Here is a 17,382-nt window from a genome sequence, read left to right on the forward strand (position 1 = left end):
CGAGCGGGCCGCCAAGGCGATGCTGGAGACCGGTATCCGCGACGTGCGTAACCAGGGCGTGCTCATGCGGGGGGTCAACGACACGCCCGCGCAGCTGCTGGACCTGTGCTTCAGCCTGCTCGACGGCGCCGCGATCATGCCCTACTACTTCTACATGTGCGACATGATCCCGTTCAGCGAGCACTGGCGGGTGTCGGTCAAGGAGGCGCAGCGGCTGCAGCACGCGATCATGGGCTACCTGCCCGGGTTCGCCACGCCGCGGATCGTCTGCGACGTCCCCTATGTCGGCAAGCGCTGGGTGCACCAGCTGGAGTCGTACGACGAGACGCTGGGCATCTCGTACTGGACCAAGAACTACCGCAACGGCATCGAGCTCACCGACCCGGACGCGCTGTCTCGGCGGTACGAGTACTACGACCCGATCCACACCCTGCCGGCCGGTGGCCAGGAGTGGTGGGGCGAGCACGGCGGCAGCATGCAGGACGTGCACGACGCGGCCACCGCGGCGGCCCAGGCCTCCCGCGAGGCCTCCCTCTCCAGCTGAGCCCGACTTGTCAGGGTGAGGACGACGTATGGGCCGTCCTCACCCTGACACCTCAGAGGGCGAGGGGGCGCGACTCGTACGGCGTGGAGAGCACCACGGTGGTGTGCGTGCTCACGTTGGCCACGGCGCGGATCTCGGCGAGGAGCGTCTCCAGTTCCAGCGGCGAGGGCACCCGCACCTTGAGGATGTAGGACTCCTGCCCAGCGACGGAGTGGCAGGCCTCGATCTGCTTGAGACCGGCGAGCCGCTGCGGAGCGTCGTCCGGCTGGGACGGATCCAGCGGCGTGATCGCGACGAACGCCGTCATCGGCAGGCCGACTGCGCTCGGGTCGATCACCGCGGCGTAGCCGCGGATCACGCCGCGCTCCTCCAGCCGGCGCACCCGCTGGTGCACCGCTGAGGTGGACAGCCCGGTGGCCCGGCCCAGGTCGGTGTAGCTCATCCGTCCGTCCGCGGCCAGCTGCCGGACGATTTCACGGTCCAGGTCCTCCACACCGCAGAACCTACCGGTGGCCGGCCGCTGGCGCGTTCGAGTTGGGCCGTGTGTGCGTCACAGTCGTGCCCTGGGTGGCCGGCGCGATCCCGGTGCGCTGGGCTACGCCAGCGCCCGGGCCACCGAGCGGTGCGGCTCACCGAAGCGCAGCTGCATCGCGATCAACCCGGCGGTGACCGCCGCCGACGCGCACCGCAGAGAGGCGAACCCGCTGACCTCCAGCTGGGCGAGGACGGCGACCGCCACCAGGGTTGACGACTCCGAACCGGGCGAGATGGCGGTAGCCCGAGAACACCAGGGACCCGCAGGTGACGACCACGTAGGCGGCGATGACCAGTGGTCCTGCGCGCAGCCCGGTGCCGTAGCTGACGTGGTATTGACCGAGCTCCGCCATGACCGGGCCGCGCAGCATCGCGGCCAGCAGCACGACGGACACCACGAACGCCCGGATCGCCGCACGGCGACGCCCGGTTGGCTCGAGCGCCAGGACAGCCATCGGGACGTAGACAGGAAGCACGACGAACGCGAACAGCGGGTACACCCAGGTGGCGACGCGTCCGACCTCGGCGCTCAGCTGGCCCTGCAGCCCCCACCACACGAAGGCCTCGTCCACCTGGTGGGCCGTCAGCAGCAGCGGGAGGACGGCCAGGGCGAGATGGTCGTAGCGAGGGTGGACAGGTCGGGCGGCGCCGAACCCGATCATTGCCAGCACGGCTCCGCCTACCCTGTCGGCTTCGGCGGAGAAGCACACCTTGCGACCCTAGCCCCCCAGATCTGGTCCCCCGGGCACCCGGGGAACGGTGGGTCAGCGTCCGGACAGGCTCCGGCCGATCACCAGCCGCTGCACCTGGTTGGTCCCCTCGACGATCTGCAGCACCTTCGCCTCGCGCATGTACCGCTCGACCGGGTAGTCCTCCACGTAGCCGTAGCCGCCGAGCACCTGGACGGCATCCGTGGTGACCTTCATGGCCACGTCGGTGGCGAACAGCTTGGCCATGGCCGCCCGGACGCCGAACGGCCGCCCGGCGTCGCGCAGCCGCGCGGCGTCCAGGTACAGCGCCCGGGCCGCGGAGATCCCGGTGGCCATGTCCGCGAGCATGAACGACAGGCCCTGGAAGTCGATGATCGACCGGCCGAACTGCTTGCGGTCCTTGGCGTAGTCGACGGCGGCGTCCAACGCGGCCTGGGCCAGCCCGACGGCGCAGGCGGCGATGCCGAGCCGGCCGCTGTCCAGGGCCGCCATGGCGATCTCGAAGCCCTGCCCCTCGGCGCCGATTCGGCGCTCGGCGGGCACCCGGGCGCCGTCCAGCAGGATCTGCGCGGTCGTCGAGGCGTTTGCGCCCATCTTGCGCTCCGGCGGCGCGGCCGACAGCCCCGGCGTGTCCGACGGCGCCAGCAGGCAGGTCACCCCGCGGGCCTCGGTGTCCGCCGTGCGCACCATCAGGTTGTAGAAGTCGGCCTCGCCACCGTGGGTGATCCAGGCCTTGGTGCCGGTGACCACGTAGTCGTGGCCCTGGAGCACCGCCTTGGTCTGCAGCGCCGCGGCGTCCGAGCCGGACTGCGGCTCGGACAGGCAGTAGGCGCCCAGCAGGTCCCCGCCGAGCATCTCCGGCAGCCAGCGCTGCTGCTGCTCCGGCGTCCCGTACCGGGCCAGCGGGTAGCAGGCCAGGGTGTGCACGCTCATCCCGATGCCCACGGACAGCCAGGCCGTCGCGACCTCCTCGAGGACCTGCAGGTACACCTCGTAGGGCTGGCCGCCGCCGCCCTGCTCCTCGGGGTAGGCCAGCCCGAGCAGGCCGGCCCGGCCGAGCGTGCGGTAGACGTCGCGGGGGAACCGCTGGTCGTGCTCGTCCTGCCCGGCTCGCGGCGCCAGCTCGGCCGCGCTGATCTCGCGGGTGAGGCCGAGCAGCGCCTCGGCCTCCTCGGTCGGCAGCGTCCGCTGGACAGCGGTGGCCATCGCTCAGCCCTCCAAGATGACGAGGTCGCGGGGCCGCAGGTTGAGCCGCTCGACGCCGTCGTCGGTGACCACGACGATGTCCTCGATGCGGGCGCCGTGCCGGCCCGGTTGGTAGATCCCCGGTTCGATGGAGAACGCCATGCCGGACTCGAGCAGCTGGGTGTTGCCGGACACGATGTACGGGTCCTCGTGGGTCTCCAGGCCGATGCCGTGCCCCGTGCGGTGGATGAACAGCTCGCCGTAGCCGGCGTCGGCGATCACCTCGCGGGCCGCGTTGTCCACGCTCTCGGCGCTGACCCCGGGCTGGACGTGGTCGCAGGCGGCGGCCTGGGCCCGCTGCAGCACCTCGTAGTAGGCGAGGAAGCCGCCGTCCGGTTCCCCCATGGCGTACGTGCGGGTCTCGTCCGAGCAGAAGCCGCTGGGCATGGTGCCGCCGATGTCAACGACGACCGGCTCGCCCGGCTGGATCACCCGGTCGGACACCTCGTGGTGCGGGCTGGCGCCGTTCGGGCCGCTGCCGACGATGACGAAGTCGACGGTGACGTGGCCGACCAGCCGGATCGCCGCGGCGATGTCCTCACCCACCTCCCGCTCGGTGCGGCCCGGCTTGAGCCACTCCCCCACGAGCGAGTGGACGGCGTCGATGGCGGCGGCGGCCTCGCGCAGCGCCTGGACCTCGGCGGGGGTCTTGCGCATCCGCAGCTCGCGGATCACCGGACCGGCGAGCACCTGCTCGGCGTCCGGGAGCGCGGCCCGCAGGCCGAGCACCTTGGCCGCGGCCATGTGGTCGTCGAGGGCGACCCGGTCGGTGCTGCGGGGCAGCAGCGAGGCGACCAGCGCGTACGGGTCGTCGGTCTCCGCCCAGGTGACGATCTCGATGTCCTGGCCACCGATCGGGCTGGCCTGGGCGGCGGCCCGCTCCAGCAGCGGGACGACGATGCGCGGCTGGCCGTCGGCGGGCAGCACCAGGCAGGTCAGCCGCTCCAGCGGGAGGGCGTCGTAGCCGGTGAGGTAGCGCAGGTCCGGGCCGGGCGTGACCAGCAGCGCATCCATGCCGGCGGCGGCGGCGCGGTTTTGGGCATCGGCCAGCCGTCCGGGCGGGACAAGGTCGGGTTTCACGGTCCCACGCTAGCCGCAGTGACCGCCGCTGCTCTCGTGACCGCCCCGGATCGCGGGCGGGCATGCCCGCCGTAGCCTTCCGCTGTGACCGACGAACGCGAGAAGCTGCTCTTGGTCGACTCCGCCTCGCTGTACTTCCGCGCGTTCCACGGGGTGCCCGACTCGGTCAGGGCGCCGGACGGGACCCCCGTGAACGCCGTGCGCGGATTCCTCGACATGGTCGCCCAGCTGGTGACCAGGTTCCGGCCCACCCGGCTGGTGGCCTGCTGGGATGACGACTGGCGCCCCGACTTCCGGGTCGCGCTGATCCCGTCGTACAAGGCGCACCGGGTCGCCGACACGCAGACCGACGCCGAGACGGTGCCCGAGGCGCTGCAGGTGCAGGTCCCGGTGATCGTGGCCGTGCTGGCCGCGCTGGGGATCGCCCGGGTCGGCTCCCCCGGCTTCGAGGCGGACGACGTCATCGGCACCCTGGCACACGTGGCCGACGTCTCGGTCGACGTCGTCAGCGGGGACCGCGACCTGCTCCAGCTGGTCGACGACGCGCGCGGCGTCCGGGTGCTCTACACCGGCCGCGGCGTGGCCAAGCTCGAGGTCATGGACGAGGCTGCGGTCAGCGCCCGCTACGGCATCCCGGGACGCTCCTACGCCGACTTCGCGGCGCTGCGCGGGGACCCCTCGGACGGACTGCCCGGCGTGCCCGGGGTGGGCGAGAAGACGGCGGCCGGCCTGGTGGCGCGCTGGGGCACCGTCGGTGCGATGCTCGCCGCCCTGGACGCCGACGACCCGGCGCTGGCCCAGCGGGCCAAGCTGGCGGCCGCCCGGGAGTACCTGGCGGTCGCCCCGGAGGTCACCCGGGTGCGCACCGACTGCCCGCTGCCGGCGTACGACGACCGGCTGCCGACCGTGCCGGCTGACCCGGAGCGGCTGGTCGCGGTGAGCGCCCGCTGGGGCCTGGACGGCAGCGTCAACCGGGTGCTGGCCGCCGTCGGCGCCGCATCCATGCCCACGGATGCCTAGCGGGACGTCCTCTCAGCGAGCGGCGCGGGCGGCCCGTGCGGCCCGCCGCTCCTCGAACCGGGAGGCCGCTTGCTCCAGCCCCTCGAGGAACACGTCGAGCTCGGCGCGGGCCTGCTCGCCGTCGGCGTCCAGGCCCTCGACGTCCCACACCTTCCACTGACGCAGCACCGGGGTGACCACGGCGTCCCTGTGCTGGCGCAGGTCGTAGATGCCGGCGTTAGCGATCTGCACCGACTTGCGGGTGAACCCCTCGATCGAGTGGCCGGGCATCTGGAATGCCTGGACGACGTCCGAGATGGCTCGCATGGTCGCGCTCGGGGCCACCTCCAGGGCCGCGCCCAAGAGGTTGCGGTAGAAGATCATGTGCAGGTTCTCGTCGGTCGCGATGCGCGCCAGCAGCTGCTCGCAGGCCGGGTCGCCGGACGCCGCGCCGGTGTTGCGGTGCGAGATGCGGGTGGCCAGCTCCTGGAAGGACACGTAGGCCAGCGCGTGCAGCATCGAGTCGCCGTAGTCACTGCCGAAGCCGGTGGACATGTGCACCATCCGGGCCCGCTCCAGGGCGACCGGGTCGACCGCCCTGGTCACCGCGAGGTAGTCGCGGATCGCGGTGCCGTGGCGGCCCTCCTCCGCGGTCCAGCGGTGCACCCAGGTGCCCCACGCGCCGTCCCGGCCGAACAGCCGGGCGATCTCCATGTGGTAGCTCGGCAGGTTGTCCTCGGTGAGCAGGTTGACGATCAGCGCGGTACGGGCGGCTTCGGGCATCGGTGACTGGTCCGCAGCCCACGCCTCGCCGCCCAGGACGCCGTCGTAGGTGCGGCCCTCGCTCCACGGCACGTACTGGTGCGGGAACCACTCCTTCGCCACGTCGAGGTGCCGGTTGAGCTCGGCCTCGGCGACCGGCTGCAGCTCCGTCAGCAGCGCGACGGTGCTGGTCTGGACGTCGGTCAGGCTCATCGTGGCTCCCAGATCCTCGAGGTTACGGTGGCGTAACCTACGCCGCCGTAGGGAGGGAGCCTACCCTGAGGCTCAGCCGACCGAGGAGTAGGAGACCACGCCGCGCCGCAGGGCGTCGACGGCAGCGTCGGCGGTGGCCCGCAGGGCCGGGTCCTGTCCGCCGGCTGCCTGCGCGATCTGCCCGAGCAGGTCGATGAGCTGCTTCGTCCAGCGCACGAAGTCACCCGCGGGCAGGTCCGCCTCCCCCAGCACCGCCTCCAGCCGGGCCCCGGAGGCCCACCGGTGCGCGGGCCACGCGAAGCCGAGGTCCGGCTCCCGCAGGAACGCGAGCCCGTGGTCCTTCTCGGCCAGGTCCAGGGCGGCCCACAGCCGCACCGTCTCGGCCAGCGCGTCGCGCACCCGCCCGGACGGCACCTGCGGCGCCACCGCGTCGTCCCGCTGCCGCGACTCGTAGGCCAGCGCGGAGACCGCGGCGGCCAGCTCGGCCGGCTCCAGCTCGGACCACACCCCGGTCCGCACGCACTCGGCGGCCAGCAGGTCCAGCTCGGTGTACAGCCGGCCCAGCTGGGCGCCGGCCGGCGTCACCTGGTCGCCGTCCAGGTAGCCGAGCGACTCCAGCAGCCCGCAGACCCGGTCGAAGGTGCGCGCGATGGTGTTGGTGCGCGCCTCCACCCGTCGCTCCAGCCCCTCGGTCTCGCGCAGCAGCCGGTAGTACCGCTCGGCCCAGCGGGCGTGGTCCTCCCGCTGGTCGCAGCCGTGGCAGGGGTGCCGACGGATGTCGGCGCGCAGCTGGGCTAGGGCCGCGTCGTCGGCGGCCTCCGAGCGGGACCGGGGTGGCCGCCGACCCCCGTCGTCCGGCACCTTCGCGCGCAGCGTCGAGGCCAGGTCGCGGCGGGACTGCGGCGAGCGGGGGTTGAACGTCTTCGGGATCCGCAGCCGGGCCAGCGGCTCCACCGCGCTGGTGAAGTCGACCAGCGAGAGCCGGGCCACCTGCCGGTCGGCCGTCAGCACGGTCGGCCGGGGGCCCTCGGCCCCCGACGTGAGCCCCGGGTCGAGGACGACGGCCAGCCCGGCCCGGCGCCCGGTCGGGACCCGGATCACGTCCCCGATCCGCAGCGCTTCGAGCGCCCCGGTCGCGGCCGCCCGGCGCTGCGCGGCACCCTGTCGGGACAGCTCGGCTTCGCGGTCCTTCAGCGACCGGCGCAGCCCCGCGTACTCCTCGAAGTCGCCCAGGTGACAGGTCATCGCCTCGCGGTAGCCGTCCAGGGTTTCCTCGTTGCGGCGCACCTGTCGGGCCAGCCCGACCACGGCCCGGTCGGCCTGGAACTGGGCGAACGACGACTCCAGGATCTCCCGCGCCACGTGCCGGCCGACCTGCCCCACCAGGTTGACGGCCATGTTGTACGAGGGCCGGAACGACGAGCGCAGCGGGTAGGTGCGGGTCGAGGCCAGCCCGGCCACCGATCCCGGGTCCAGCCCCTGCTGCCAGAGCACGACCGCATGGCCCTCGACGTCGATGCCGCGACGTCCGGCCCGTCCGGTCAGCTGGGTGTACTCCCCCGGCGTGACGTCCGCGTGGGTCTCCCCGTTCCACTTGGTCAGCTTCTCGAGCACCACCGAGCGGGCCGGCATGTTGATGCCGAGGGCCAGCGTCTCGGTGGCGAAGACGACCTTGACCAGGCCGCGCTGGAAGAGCTCCTCCACGACCTCCTTGAAGGTCGGCAGCATGCCGGCGTGGTGCGCCGCGATGCCGCGGCCCAGCCCGTCCGCCCACTCGTGGTAGCCGAGGATGCCGAGGTCCTCGTCCGGCAGGTCGATGCACCGCTCCTCGACGTAGGACCGGATCTCGTCCCGCTCCGAAGGCGTGGTCAGCCGCAGCCCGGAACGCAGGCACTGGGCGACCGCCGCCTCGCACCCGGCCCGGCTGAACACGAACACGATCGAGGGCAGCAGTCCCTCGCGGTCCAGCCGCTCCACGACGTCCACCCGGGACGGGGTGTCACGGCTGCGCGGGCGCTTGCCGCCCCGGCCCGGCCGCCGGTCCCCCATCCGGGTGAACCGCTGCTCGTCCCTGGCGATCCGCACCAGCTCGGGGTTCACCAGCCGCTGCTCGTCGTCCACGAACAGGTCGTACAGCCGGTTGCCGACCATCACGTGCTGCCACAGCGGCACCGGCCGGTGCTCCTCGACGACCACGCTGGTGTCCCCGCGGACGGTGACCAGCCAGTCGCCGAACTCCTCCGCGTTGCTCACGGTCGCGGACAGCGACACCAGGCTGACCGACTCGGGCAGGTGGATGATCACCTCTTCCCAGACCGCGCCACGGAACCGGTCGGACAGGTAGTGCACCTCGTCCATGACCACGTAGCCCAGCCCCACCAGGGTGTGCGACCCGGCGTAGAGCATGTTGCGCAGCACCTCGGTCGTCATGACGACGACGTCGGCCTCGCCGTTGATGGTGTTGTCGCCGGTGAGCAGGCCGACCCGGTCGGCACCGTAGCGGCGGACCAGGTCGGCGTACTTCTGGTTCGACAGCGCCTTGATCGGAGTCGTGTAGAAGCACTTGTGGCCCTCGGCCAGGGCCAGGTGGACGGCGAACTCCCCCACGACCGTCTTGCCGCTGCCGGTCGGGGCGGCCACCAGGACGCCGCGGCCGTCCTCCAGCGCCCGGCAGGCCTGCACCTGGAACGGGTCGAGCGGGAAGTCGTACTCGGCGCGGAACCGGGTCAGCTGGGTGACCGACTCCGTCTGCCGGTCCCGCGCAGCCCGGTACCGCTCAGCCGGCGAGGACATACCACCAATCTACGTGGTCGAGGGCGTCCGCTCAGGGCACCAGCACGTGCAACGCCCCCGGTACGCACTCGATCGTGACCGGCAGCGGCGTCACGTACTCGCCGTCGGCGTAGGCGACCACGCCGGGCGCCTCGAGCCGCACCACCTTGGCCGCGTGCACCGACACCGAGGGATGCTCGACGTGCCGGCCCGAGTACACCTTGGGGAACACCCGCAGGAACTCGGGCTTGGACAGCCGGCCGAGCACGGTGACGGACAGCAGGCCGTCGTCCACCTCGGCCCCGGGACAGACCCGCATCCCCCCGCCGTACGAGGTGCCGTTGCCGACGGCCACGAGCATGGCCTCGCGCTCCAGCAGATCGCCGTCCAGGGTGATCCGAAACGGCAGCGGCCGGAACACCCGCAGCTCGGCCAGGATCGCCAGGTTGTAGCGCATCGCGCCCTTGGGCCAGGTCATCCGGTTGGCCCGGTCGTTGACCATCGAGTCGAACCCGCTGGACAGCACCCCGGCGTAGTTGGTGCCGTTCGCCAGCGCGGCGTCGACGACGCGGACCCGGCCGGCGAGGACGGCGTCCACGGCCCCGTCCACGTCGTGCGGCTCGAGGCCGACCAGCCGGGCGAAGTCGTTCCCGCTGCCGGCCGGCACGATGCCGAGCGGTATGCCGGAGCCGACCAGGGCCTGCACCACCTGGTGCACGGTGCCGTCGCCGCCGACCGCCACGAGGGCGTCGTAGCCGTCCTGCGCGGCCTGCCCGGCCAGCGCGACGGTCTCCGCTCCGTCGGCACCGACGAAGACCCGCACGTCGAGCCCCGCGGCGCGCAGCCGCGCGGCGGCCCGGGCGCCGGCGCGACCGCCCCGGCCCTTGCCCGAGGCCGGGTTCACCAGGACGGCGATGCGGCGGCTCACGGGCGGGACGCTAGCGCCCCGCGGGCAGTTGGCGGGATCAGTCCGAGAACTCGCGCGTGTCGGACGGCAGGTCGTCGACTGGGTCCGGGGTCAGGTCGAGCGGGGATATCTCGTCGTCGCCGAGCGCCGCGAGCGCGCTGGCCTCGCTGCGGGCCCGCCGCCGGTCGTTGACCCAGCAGATCACGAAGGCGATCAGCATGAGGGCCGCGATCGGGGTGGCGAACAGCAGCATGTTGAACGGGTCGCCGGTCGGGGTCGCGATGGCGGCGAACACCAGGATGATGATGAGCACCCAGCGCCACCACGAGGCGAACCGGCGCGCGGACAGGATCCCGACCAGGTTGAGCACCACCACGACCACGGGCGCCACGCAGCCGATGCCGAAGACGACCATCAGCTGGAGCAGGAAGCCCATGTAGTGGTCGACGCTGATGATGTTGGTGACGCCGTGCGGGGTGAACCCCAGCAGCGCGCCCAGCACGTTCGGGAGCACGAAGTAGGCCGTCGCGGCGCCGGCCAGGAACAGCGGCAGCGCGAACGCCACGAAGGTGAGCGCCCAGCGCCGTTCGTGCCGGTGCAGCCCGGGGGTGACGAACCGGAACACCTGGTAGAGCCAGATCGGCGAGGCGAGCACCATGCCCACGGACAGCGCGACCTGCAGCTGGATGTTGAACGCGTCGGCCACCCCGGTCAACGCGAGCGTGGTCGGGGACCCGCTCTCGGTGAGCTTGCGCGCGGCCTCCTCGAACGGGCGGTCCAGCCAGGTGAAGATCTGGTCGTAGAAGAACCAGCCCACGACCGAGCCGGCGAGGATGGCCAGGATCGAGCGGAACAGCCGGGTGCGGAACTCACGCAGGTGCTCGACGAGGGTCATCCGACCGTCGGTGGGGTGCCTCGGCTCGCGTGCGGCGCGACGCCAACGGCTCGCGTCGGCCATACCAGCAGGTCTCCGACGCCGGTTCAGCTACCGGCGGGGCGGTCCTGCGGCTGCTGCGAAACGGCCTCGGCCGCCGGCGCCGGGGCCTGCACGGGGGCTGGCTGCGCGATTGGCTGGGCCACCGGCTGGGCCACCGGCTGGGCCACCGGCTGGGCCACCGGCTGGGCGACCGGCACCTGCTGGGGCACCGCGTCGACCACCTGCTGGGGGGCAGCGACGATCTGCTGCGGCTGCGCCGGGGGCACCGACTGCCCCTCGTTGTCGCTCATCAGGCCCTGGGTCTCGGCCTTGAAGATGCGCAGCGAGCGGCCAAGCCCACGGGCTGCGTCCGGCAGCTTGCGGGAACCGAAGAGCAACAGGACGGCGAGGATGAGCAGCAGCCCCGCCGGGCTGTCAAACAGTCGACCCATCGGGTTGGCCTCTCTGTGGGACGTTCTGAGCATCATACGCGGCGATTTGTCCCAATGGGTCAGCCGAACGCATGGCGGCGTCCCGTCGACTGGTCAGCCGCGGCGGACCCCGTTCAAGTCAGCGGTGACCTGGTCGTGCTCGTCCAGCCACAGCGCGAAGTCGAGCAGGTCGTCGTAGGACAGCTGGGGCCCGTCGTGCCGCTCGAGCGCCTCGGCCGGGATGTGCCACTGCTGGGCGCGGACGCCCCCGGACATCAGCAGCGCCACGACCTCCTCGTCGGCCGGCTTCTTGACCTCACCGTGGCAGCGCGGGCAGTCGAAGGCGTACGTGGACCACTCCGGCATCGAACAGACGGTCAGTCGCAGCTCGGCCGGCTTCAGCTCGACGTCCCCGCAGGTTGAGCAGGTCGCCCTGATGGTGGTCATCGTGTGGTCCTTTCGCCCCCTCGAGGTCCCCCCGAGGTCTGTCGTTGTGGGCATCGGCACCCTGACCACGCACCTTGAACCGGCCGAACGGCCATGTCAGCGCGACACACCGTACACCGCCAGCGCCGCTGCGGCGTCCGCAGCGACCTCGGCCGCGAGCTCGGCGGGCTGGACGACGGTCGCCGCCCCGCCCAGCCGCAGCACCAGCCGCCGCACCAGCCGGGGGTCGGCGGTGCGCAGGACCACCTGCGCGGCGCCGTCGGGCCGCTCCTGCACCGACTCGCACGGGTAGTACTCGCTGACCCAGCGGGCCCGCGGCGCGAGCTCGAGGGTGACCACGACGTCGTCCGGCGACGGGTGGAAGGTGCCCGAGTCGGCCGGCAGGGCGGCCTCGGGGGGCGGCGTGGACGGCGTGTCGAGGACCTCGGCGGCCAGCACTCGGTCCAGTCGGAAGGTCCGGACCGCCTCGCTGGAGTGGCACCAGCCCTCCAGGTAGCCCACGCCGTCCACGGTCACGGCCCGCATCGGGTCGACGTCCCGCTCGGTCACCTCGTCGCGAGCCGGTACCCAGTACTGCAGCCGCAGCCGGCGGCGCTCCGACAGAGCCCTGGCGACGACCCCGGCGACCACCTCTCCCGCGAAGCCGGCACCGGCCGCCGGCGGCTCGGCCGGCCCGCTCGGCAGCCGCAGGTCCCCGGCCAGGTCCTCGAGCTTGGCGAGCACGCTGTCGACGGCGTCCCGGTCGGTCAGCCCCGGCGTGGCCGCGAGGGTCCGCAGGCCCACCACCAGGGCGACGATCTCGTCCGGCCGCAGCCGCAGCGGGCGTCCGATCACCTGCGGGTCGAGCACCGTGATCCGGTCGGAGTCCAGGTAGTCGATGTCGATGAAGACCTCGGGCTGGCCGGGCAGCTCGCAGGTGAAGGCCAGCTGCAGGTCCTTGTCCAGCTGGTCCACCGTGATCCCGAACGCGGCCGCGGCCTCGGCCTTGGTGACCCCGGGCCGGGCCTGCAGCCAGGGGACCAGCGCCAGCAGCCGGGCCAGCTGGGCCGCCGCGGCCGCCATCAGGCCGCCCCGCCGGCCACGGCCCGCAGCCGCTCGATGACGGCGTCGCGCAGCTCGATCGGTTCCTCGACCACCACCGCGGAGCCGTACGAGGCGATGTCCTCGGCCAGCCGCTCGAGGTCGGTGAACCCGATCTGCAGCCGGTCGTACCCGGTTGCCGGGTCGGCGTCCGAGGCGGCCGACTCGGCCTGGCGGCGCAGCCCGTAGCCGGCGTCCGGGCGGACCAGCACCCGCGCCCGACCGCTGACCAGGACCGGGTCGGTGGCGGTGACCCGCTCGCGAGGGTCCACGTCCGCAGGCACCGGGTACGCGCCGTCCGGGCCGTCGCTCCCGACCGCCCCCACGATCCGCGACAGCCGGAACACCCGCTCGTCCTGCCGGTCCCGGTCGAACCCGACGACGTACCAGCGGCCCTGCTGCGACACCACGCCCCAGGGCTCGAGGTGCCGTTCGGCGGTCTCGGCGCTGCCGGGGTTCCGGTAGCCGAACCGGACCGGACGGCGGGCCGCCACGGCCGCGGTGAGGGGGCCGAAGGCGGCCTCTCCCCCGGACATCCGGGGCTGCACCGCTGGCAGGGCGTCCGGGTCCACGTCGACGCCGTCCGCCTCGAGTTTGCGCAGCGCTCGGGCCGCGGCCTCTGCCTGGCCCTCCTCCCGCCAGACCCGGGCGGCCACCGCCACAGCGGTCATCTCCGGTGCGGTCAGGTGCAGCTCGGGCAGCGCGTACGCGGCCGGCTCGATCCGGTAGCCCGGCTCGTCGTAGCCGGGACCGAGCTCGGCGGTCTCGAGCGGCACCCCCATCTCGCGCAGCTCGTTCTTGTCCCGCTCGAACATCCGTTCGAACGCCTCGACGGTCGGGCACGCCGCGTAGTCGGGGATCGCCGCGCGCAGCCGGTCCTTGACCACCGGGCGCTGCGCGCTGGCCAAGCACAGCACCAGCTGCAGCAGCCGTTCGGTCTTGGACTCGGACATCGTGGACTCGGCTGACTGCGGGGTGCTATCGCACGCCGAGCAGGTCGATCACGAACACCAGCGTCCGGCCGGACAGCCGGTGCCCGCCGCTGGCCGTGCCGTACGCCTGCTCCGGGGGGATCACCAGCTGACGGCGACCGCCGACCTTCATGCCTGGGATGCCGTCCTGCCAGCCCTTGATCAGCCCGCGCAGCGGGAACTCGATCGGCTCGCCCCGGTTCCACGACGAGTCGAACTCCTCGCCCGTGTCGAACTCGACGCCGACGTAGTGGACCAGCACGGTCGCCCCGGCCACGGCCTCGGCGCCATCCCCGACGGTCACGTCGGTGATCTGCAGCGTCGTCGGCGGCTCGCCCCCTGGGAAGTCGACCTCGGGCTTCTCGCTCACGCGTCCGGTCCTCTCGCTTTGGTGGGCTCACTACGGTGCGGCGAGCTGGTCGGCCCACCCTAAGGCAAGCGGCGGGCCGCCTCGTGGCGGCGCCGCCGGGTCACATCGACGCGATCAGCTTCTCCACCCGCTCGTCGACGGACCGGAACGGGTCCTTGCACAGCACGGTGCGCTGCGCCTGGTCGTTCAGCTTCAGGTGCACCCAGTCCACGGTGAAGTCGCGGCGCCGCTCCTGCGCCCGGCGGATGAACTCCCCGCGCAGCCGGGCCCGGGTGGTCTGCGGCGGGATGCTCTTGGCTTCGAACACGTCGAGGTCCCGGACCACCCGCTCCACCAGGCCGCGGCGCTCGAGCAGGTAGTACAGCCCCCGTCGGCGGCTGATGTCGTGGTAGGCGAGGTCCAGCTGCGCCACCCGGGGGTGCGCCAGCGAGATGTCGTGCTTGTCCTGGTAGCGCTCGATCAGCCGGCGCTTGATCACCCAGTCGATCTCGCGCTCCACGAGCGCCAGGTTGTCGCTCTCGACCGCCTCGAGGGTGCGGCCCCACAGGTCCAGCACCCGCTTCGCCACGACGTCCTCGGTGCCGCGACGCTCGACGAAGTCCCTGGCCTTGGTGAAGTACTCGGTCTGGATGTCCAGGGCGCTGACCTCGCGGCCGTTGGCCAGCCGCACCGTGCGGCGCCCGGTCATGTCGTGGCTGATCTCCCGGATCGCCCGGATCGGGTTCTCCAGGCTGAGGTCGCGGAGCACGACGCCGGCCTCGATCATGCGCAGCACCAGGTCGGCGGAGCCCACCTTGAGCAGGGTGGTCGGCTCGGCCATGTTCGAGTCGCCCACGATGACGTGCAGCCGGCGGTACTTCTCGGCGTCCGCGTGCGGCTCGTCCCGGGTGTTGATGATCGGGCGGCTGCGGGTGGTGGCGCTGGAGACGCCCTCCCAGATGTGCTCGGCCCGCTGGGACAGGCAGTACACGGCGCCGCGCGGGGTCTGCAGCACCTTCCCGGCCCCGGCGATGAGCTGCCGGCTGACCAGGAACGGGATGAGGACGTCGGACAGCCGGCCGAAGTCGCCGCCGCGTCCGACCAGGTAGTTCTCGTGGCAGCCGTAGGAGTTGCCGGCCGAGTCGGTGTTGTTCTTGAACAGGTAGACGTCCCCGGGGATGCCCTCCTCGTGCAGCCGCCGCTCGGCGTCCACGAGCAGCCCCTCGAGGATCCGCTCCCCCGCCTTGTCGTGCGCGACCAGCTCGGTCAGGTCGTCGCACTCCGGGCTCGCGTACTCCGGGTGGCTGCCGACGTCCAGGTACAGCCGGGCGCCGTTGCGCAGGAACACGTTGCTGCTGCGGCCCCACGAGACCACCCGGCGGAACAGGTACCGGGCGACCTCGTCCGGGGAGAGCCGACGCTGCCCGCGGAAGGTGCAGGTGACGCCGTACTCGGTCTCGATGCCGAAGATGCGGCGGTCCATCGAACCAGCCTAGGCCTGGCGCTCAGCCGCCGCTGAGCAGCGCGCCGAGCTGGTCGCCCGCGATGCGGCGGAACTTGCGGGCCAGCGGCCGGTTCCGGTCCAGCACGGCCACCTCCAGATGGTCGGGGCCGAGCTCCCGCGGCTCGCCGCCGCCGTGTTCCGCCAGGGTGCGCACCGCGAGCTGCAGGGCCGGGGCGAGCGGCTGGCCCTCCTCGTAGCTCTCGGCGAGCGCATCGGTGATCTGGGCGGCCTGCCCGCCCATGGCGACGAAGCCGTGCTCGTCGGCCACCGAGCCGTCGAAGGTCAGCCGGTACATCTGGTCCTCGGCCGCCGAGTCGCCCACCTCGGCCACCACGATCTCCACCTCGTACGGCTTGTTCGTCTCGGTGAAGATCGTGCCGAGGGTCTGCGCGTACGCGTTGGCCAGGCTGCGCCCGCTCACGTCCCGCCGGTCGTAGGAGTAGCCGCGCATGTCGGCGTGCCGCACACCGGCCACCCGCAGGTTCTCGAACTCGTTGTACTTGCCCACCGCCGCAAACGCGATCCGGTCGTAGATCTCGCTCACCTTGTGCAAGGCCCGCGAGGGGTTCTCGGCCGCGAACGCGATGCCATCGGCGTACTGGACGACGACCACGCTGCGCCCGCGGGCGATGCCCTTGCGGGCGTAGTCCGCCTTGTCCTTGATGATCTGCTCGGGCGAGACGTAGAAGGGCATGGACACCGGGAGACGTCCTTAGCGGGTCGGGTCGGGTGGGTTCGGGTCGGGTGGCCGGGCTAGGGCAGCGGGGCGTTGGGTCCGTCGGGGCGGGCCATCCGGGCCGCGACGACACGGTCGACGACCGCGCCGACCTCGTCGTCCGGCAGTCGCCGGAAGCCGGCCTCGGTGACGACCGTGACGACCGGGAAGATCCGTCGGGCGAGGTCCGGTCCGCCGGTGGCGGAGTCCTCGTCGGCGGCGTCGTACAGCGCCTCGACGCAGGCCGCGACCGCCTGGTCCTCGCGTAGCTCCGGGCCGTAGAGCTTCTTCAGCGCCCCGCGGGCGAACAGCGATCCGGAGCCGACCGAGTGGAACGAGTGCTCCTCGTACCGCCCGCCGGTCACGTCGTAGGAGAAGATCCGGCCGATTTGGCGCTCGAGGTCCCAGCCGGCGAACAGCGGGACGACGGCCAGCCCCTGCATGGCCATCCCGAGGTTGCCGCGCACCAGCGCGGACAGCCGGTTGGCCTTGCCGTCCAGCGACAGCGAGGTGCCCTCAATCTTCTCGTAGTGCTCGAGCTCGACCTGGAACAGCCGCACGACCTCGATCGCCAGGCCGGCCGCGCCGGCGATCCCCACGCAGGAGAACTCGTCGGCCGGGAACACCTTCTCGATGTCCCGCTGGGCGATGACGTTGCCCATTGTCGCCCGTCGGTCCCCGGCCATGACGACGCCGCCCGGGTAGGTGGCGGACACGATCGTGGTGCCGTGCGGGACGTCCACCGGCCCACCCGGCAGCGGACGGCGGCTGGGCAGCAGCTCCGGTGCCTGCTCGGACAGGAACTCGGTGAACGAGGCGCTGCCGGGGGCGAAGTAGGGCGGGGGCAGCCGGCCGTCGATGCGAGAGTCCCCCACCGTCACTGACCGCCCTTCTGCACGAAGCCGCGAACGAACTCCTCGGAGTTGGTCTCGAGCACCTCGTCGATCTCGTCCAGCAGCGAGTCCACGTCATCGTCCAGCGCGGCCTTACGTTCGGCCACCTCGGCGGCGGTCTGCTCGGCCTGGACCGTCTCCTCGGCCTCGTCGGCCCGGCGCTGAGCGCGGTCCTGCCCGCCCACGTCCTTGCTGCTCATGGCACCCTCCTTCGCTCGTTCGACTCTAGTCGTCGGCACGGCGGGTCTGCCCGATGAGCGGCTCAAGACGGGCGGCCGCGCGCGCCGATCTTCTTAGCCGGGGGTTATCC

General features: G+C 72.5%; 19 protein-coding genes. 2 read left to right on the top strand and 17 right to left on the bottom strand.

Going from position 1 to position 17,382, the window contains the following annotated elements; translation table 11 throughout:
• Positions 1–544: lysine 2,3-aminomutase (locus VIM19_06235; GenBank protein HEY5184495.1), on the top strand; the 544-nt coding region annotated here is incomplete at its 5' end.
• A 52-nt stretch (positions 545–596) separates the two neighbouring features.
• Here the strand turns inward: VIM19_06235 and VIM19_06240 are convergent.
• The 4 genes from VIM19_06240 to VIM19_06255 all read right to left on the bottom strand — a co-directional run bounded on the left by VIM19_06240 (position 597) and on the right by VIM19_06255 (position 4,113).
• Positions 597–1,037 carry an Lrp/AsnC family transcriptional regulator gene (locus VIM19_06240; protein HEY5184496.1) on the bottom strand — a complete coding sequence of 147 codons (441 nt, stop codon included), beginning with the start codon at positions 1,035–1,037 and terminating at the stop codon, positions 597–599.
• A gap of 136 nt (positions 1,038–1,173) precedes the next feature.
• Entirely contained in the window at positions 1,174–1,788 is a 615-nt protein-coding gene (locus VIM19_06245; protein ID HEY5184497.1) for a DUF6629 family protein, read from the bottom strand.
• Between the two features lie 54 nt (positions 1,789–1,842).
• Positions 1,843–2,994, bottom strand: a complete 1,152-nt coding sequence (locus VIM19_06250) for an acyl-CoA dehydrogenase family protein (GenBank protein ID HEY5184498.1) — start codon at positions 2,992–2,994, stop codon at positions 1,843–1,845.
• Between the two features lie 3 nt (positions 2,995–2,997).
• Positions 2,998–4,113, bottom strand: a complete 1,116-nt coding sequence (locus VIM19_06255; protein HEY5184499.1) for a Xaa-Pro peptidase family protein — start codon at positions 4,111–4,113, stop codon at positions 2,998–3,000.
• An 84-nt stretch (positions 4,114–4,197) separates the two neighbouring features.
• On the opposite strand from VIM19_06255, the gene VIM19_06260 reads away from it, so the two are divergent.
• Positions 4,198–5,133, top strand: a complete 936-nt coding sequence (locus VIM19_06260) for a 5'-3' exonuclease (GenBank protein HEY5184500.1) — start codon at positions 4,198–4,200, stop codon at positions 5,131–5,133.
• Positions 5,134–5,145: 12 nt separating this feature from the next.
• On the opposite strand, the gene VIM19_06265 is transcribed toward VIM19_06260, so the two are convergent.
• From VIM19_06265 to VIM19_06325, 13 genes are all read right to left on the bottom strand, one after another.
• On the bottom strand, positions 5,146–6,087 hold the full coding sequence (locus VIM19_06265; protein HEY5184501.1) for an acyl-ACP desaturase: 942 nt from the start codon (positions 6,085–6,087) through the stop codon (positions 5,146–5,148).
• A gap of 72 nt (positions 6,088–6,159) precedes the next feature.
• On the bottom strand, positions 6,160–8,880 hold the full coding sequence (locus VIM19_06270; protein HEY5184502.1) for a DEAD/DEAH box helicase: 2,721 nt from the start codon (positions 8,878–8,880) through the stop codon (positions 6,160–6,162).
• Between the two features lie 31 nt (positions 8,881–8,911).
• On the bottom strand, positions 8,912–9,787 hold the full coding sequence (locus VIM19_06275) for a diacylglycerol kinase (protein HEY5184503.1): 876 nt from the start codon (positions 9,785–9,787) through the stop codon (positions 8,912–8,914).
• A gap of 37 nt (positions 9,788–9,824) precedes the next feature.
• A complete protein-coding gene (gene tatC, locus VIM19_06280; protein HEY5184504.1) occupies positions 9,825–10,661 on the bottom strand; it encodes a twin-arginine translocase subunit TatC in 837 nt (278 codons plus the stop codon).
• 86 nt (positions 10,662–10,747) lie between these two features.
• On the bottom strand, positions 10,748–11,134 hold the full coding sequence (tatA, locus tag VIM19_06285; GenBank protein ID HEY5184505.1) for a Sec-independent protein translocase subunit TatA: 387 nt from the start codon (positions 11,132–11,134) through the stop codon (positions 10,748–10,750).
• 93 nt (positions 11,135–11,227) lie between these two features.
• The gene (locus tag VIM19_06290; protein ID HEY5184506.1) at positions 11,228–11,560 is read right to left on the bottom strand and encodes a hypothetical protein; all 333 of its coding nucleotides are present in this window, start codon (positions 11,558–11,560) and stop codon (positions 11,228–11,230) included.
• 96 nt (positions 11,561–11,656) lie between these two features.
• The gene (locus VIM19_06295) at positions 11,657–12,622 is read right to left on the bottom strand and encodes a WYL domain-containing protein (GenBank protein HEY5184507.1); all 966 of its coding nucleotides are present in this window, start codon (positions 12,620–12,622) and stop codon (positions 11,657–11,659) included.
• Positions 12,622–13,593, bottom strand: coding sequence for a WYL domain-containing protein (locus VIM19_06300; GenBank protein HEY5184508.1), 972 nt, complete (start codon positions 13,591–13,593; stop codon positions 12,622–12,624). The genes VIM19_06295 and VIM19_06300 overlap by 1 nt, the downstream gene beginning before the upstream one ends.
• Positions 13,594–13,618: 25 nt before the next feature.
• Complete coding sequence (locus VIM19_06305; protein ID HEY5184509.1) at positions 13,619–13,981, bottom strand: FKBP-type peptidyl-prolyl cis-trans isomerase; 363 nt, start codon at positions 13,979–13,981, stop codon at positions 13,619–13,621.
• Positions 13,982–14,081: 100 nt separating this feature from the next.
• Positions 14,082–15,443 carry a Pup--protein ligase gene (gene pafA, locus VIM19_06310; GenBank protein ID HEY5184510.1) on the bottom strand — a complete coding sequence of 454 codons (1,362 nt, stop codon included), beginning with the start codon at positions 15,441–15,443 and terminating at the stop codon, positions 14,082–14,084.
• 22 nt (positions 15,444–15,465) lie between these two features.
• Positions 15,466–16,164: a proteasome subunit alpha gene (gene prcA / locus VIM19_06315; GenBank protein HEY5184511.1), complete on the bottom strand. Its 699-nt coding sequence runs from the start codon at positions 16,162–16,164 to the stop codon at positions 15,466–15,468.
• 53 nt (positions 16,165–16,217) lie between these two features.
• Entirely contained in the window at positions 16,218–17,054 is an 837-nt protein-coding gene (gene prcB, locus VIM19_06320) for a proteasome subunit beta (GenBank protein HEY5184512.1), read from the bottom strand.
• A gap of 2 nt (positions 17,055–17,056) precedes the next feature.
• Positions 17,057–17,272: a ubiquitin-like protein Pup gene (locus tag VIM19_06325; protein HEY5184513.1), complete on the bottom strand. Its 216-nt coding sequence runs from the start codon at positions 17,270–17,272 to the stop codon at positions 17,057–17,059.
• Between the last annotated feature and the right edge of the window lie 110 nt (positions 17,273–17,382).

The organism is Actinomycetes bacterium, from assembly GCA_036510875.1.
GTDB lineage: Bacteria > Actinomycetota > Actinomycetes > Prado026 > Prado026 > DATCDE01.

Bases quoted from the DNA above. Each gene is read 5' to 3' on its own strand.
- tatA (HEY5184505.1), bottom strand. From the start codon at position 11,134: ATGGGTCGACTGTTTGACAGCCCGGCGGGGCTGCTGCTCATCCTCGCC.
- pafA (HEY5184510.1), bottom strand. From the start codon at position 15,443: ATGGACCGCCGCATCTTCGGCATCGAGACCGAGTACGGCGTCACCTGC.
- VIM19_06250 (HEY5184498.1), bottom strand. From the start codon at position 2,994: ATGGCCACCGCTGTCCAGCGGACGCTGCCGACCGAGGAGGCCGAGGCG.
- VIM19_06290 (HEY5184506.1), bottom strand. From the start codon at position 11,560: ATGACCACCATCAGGGCGACCTGCTCAACCTGCGGGGACGTCGAGCTG.
- VIM19_06300 (HEY5184508.1), bottom strand. From the start codon at position 13,593: ATGTCCGAGTCCAAGACCGAACGGCTGCTGCAGCTGGTGCTGTGCTTG.
- VIM19_06325 (HEY5184513.1), bottom strand. From the start codon at position 17,272: ATGAGCAGCAAGGACGTGGGCGGGCAGGACCGCGCTCAGCGCCGGGCC.
- VIM19_06270 (HEY5184502.1), bottom strand. From the start codon at position 8,880: ATGTCCTCGCCGGCTGAGCGGTACCGGGCTGCGCGGGACCGGCAGACG.
- VIM19_06295 (HEY5184507.1), bottom strand. From the start codon at position 12,622: ATGGCGGCCGCGGCGGCCCAGCTGGCCCGGCTGCTGGCGCTGGTCCCC.
- VIM19_06265 (HEY5184501.1), bottom strand. From the start codon at position 6,087: ATGAGCCTGACCGACGTCCAGACCAGCACCGTCGCGCTGCTGACGGAG.
- tatC (HEY5184504.1), bottom strand. From the start codon at position 10,661: ATGACCCTCGTCGAGCACCTGCGTGAGTTCCGCACCCGGCTGTTCCGC.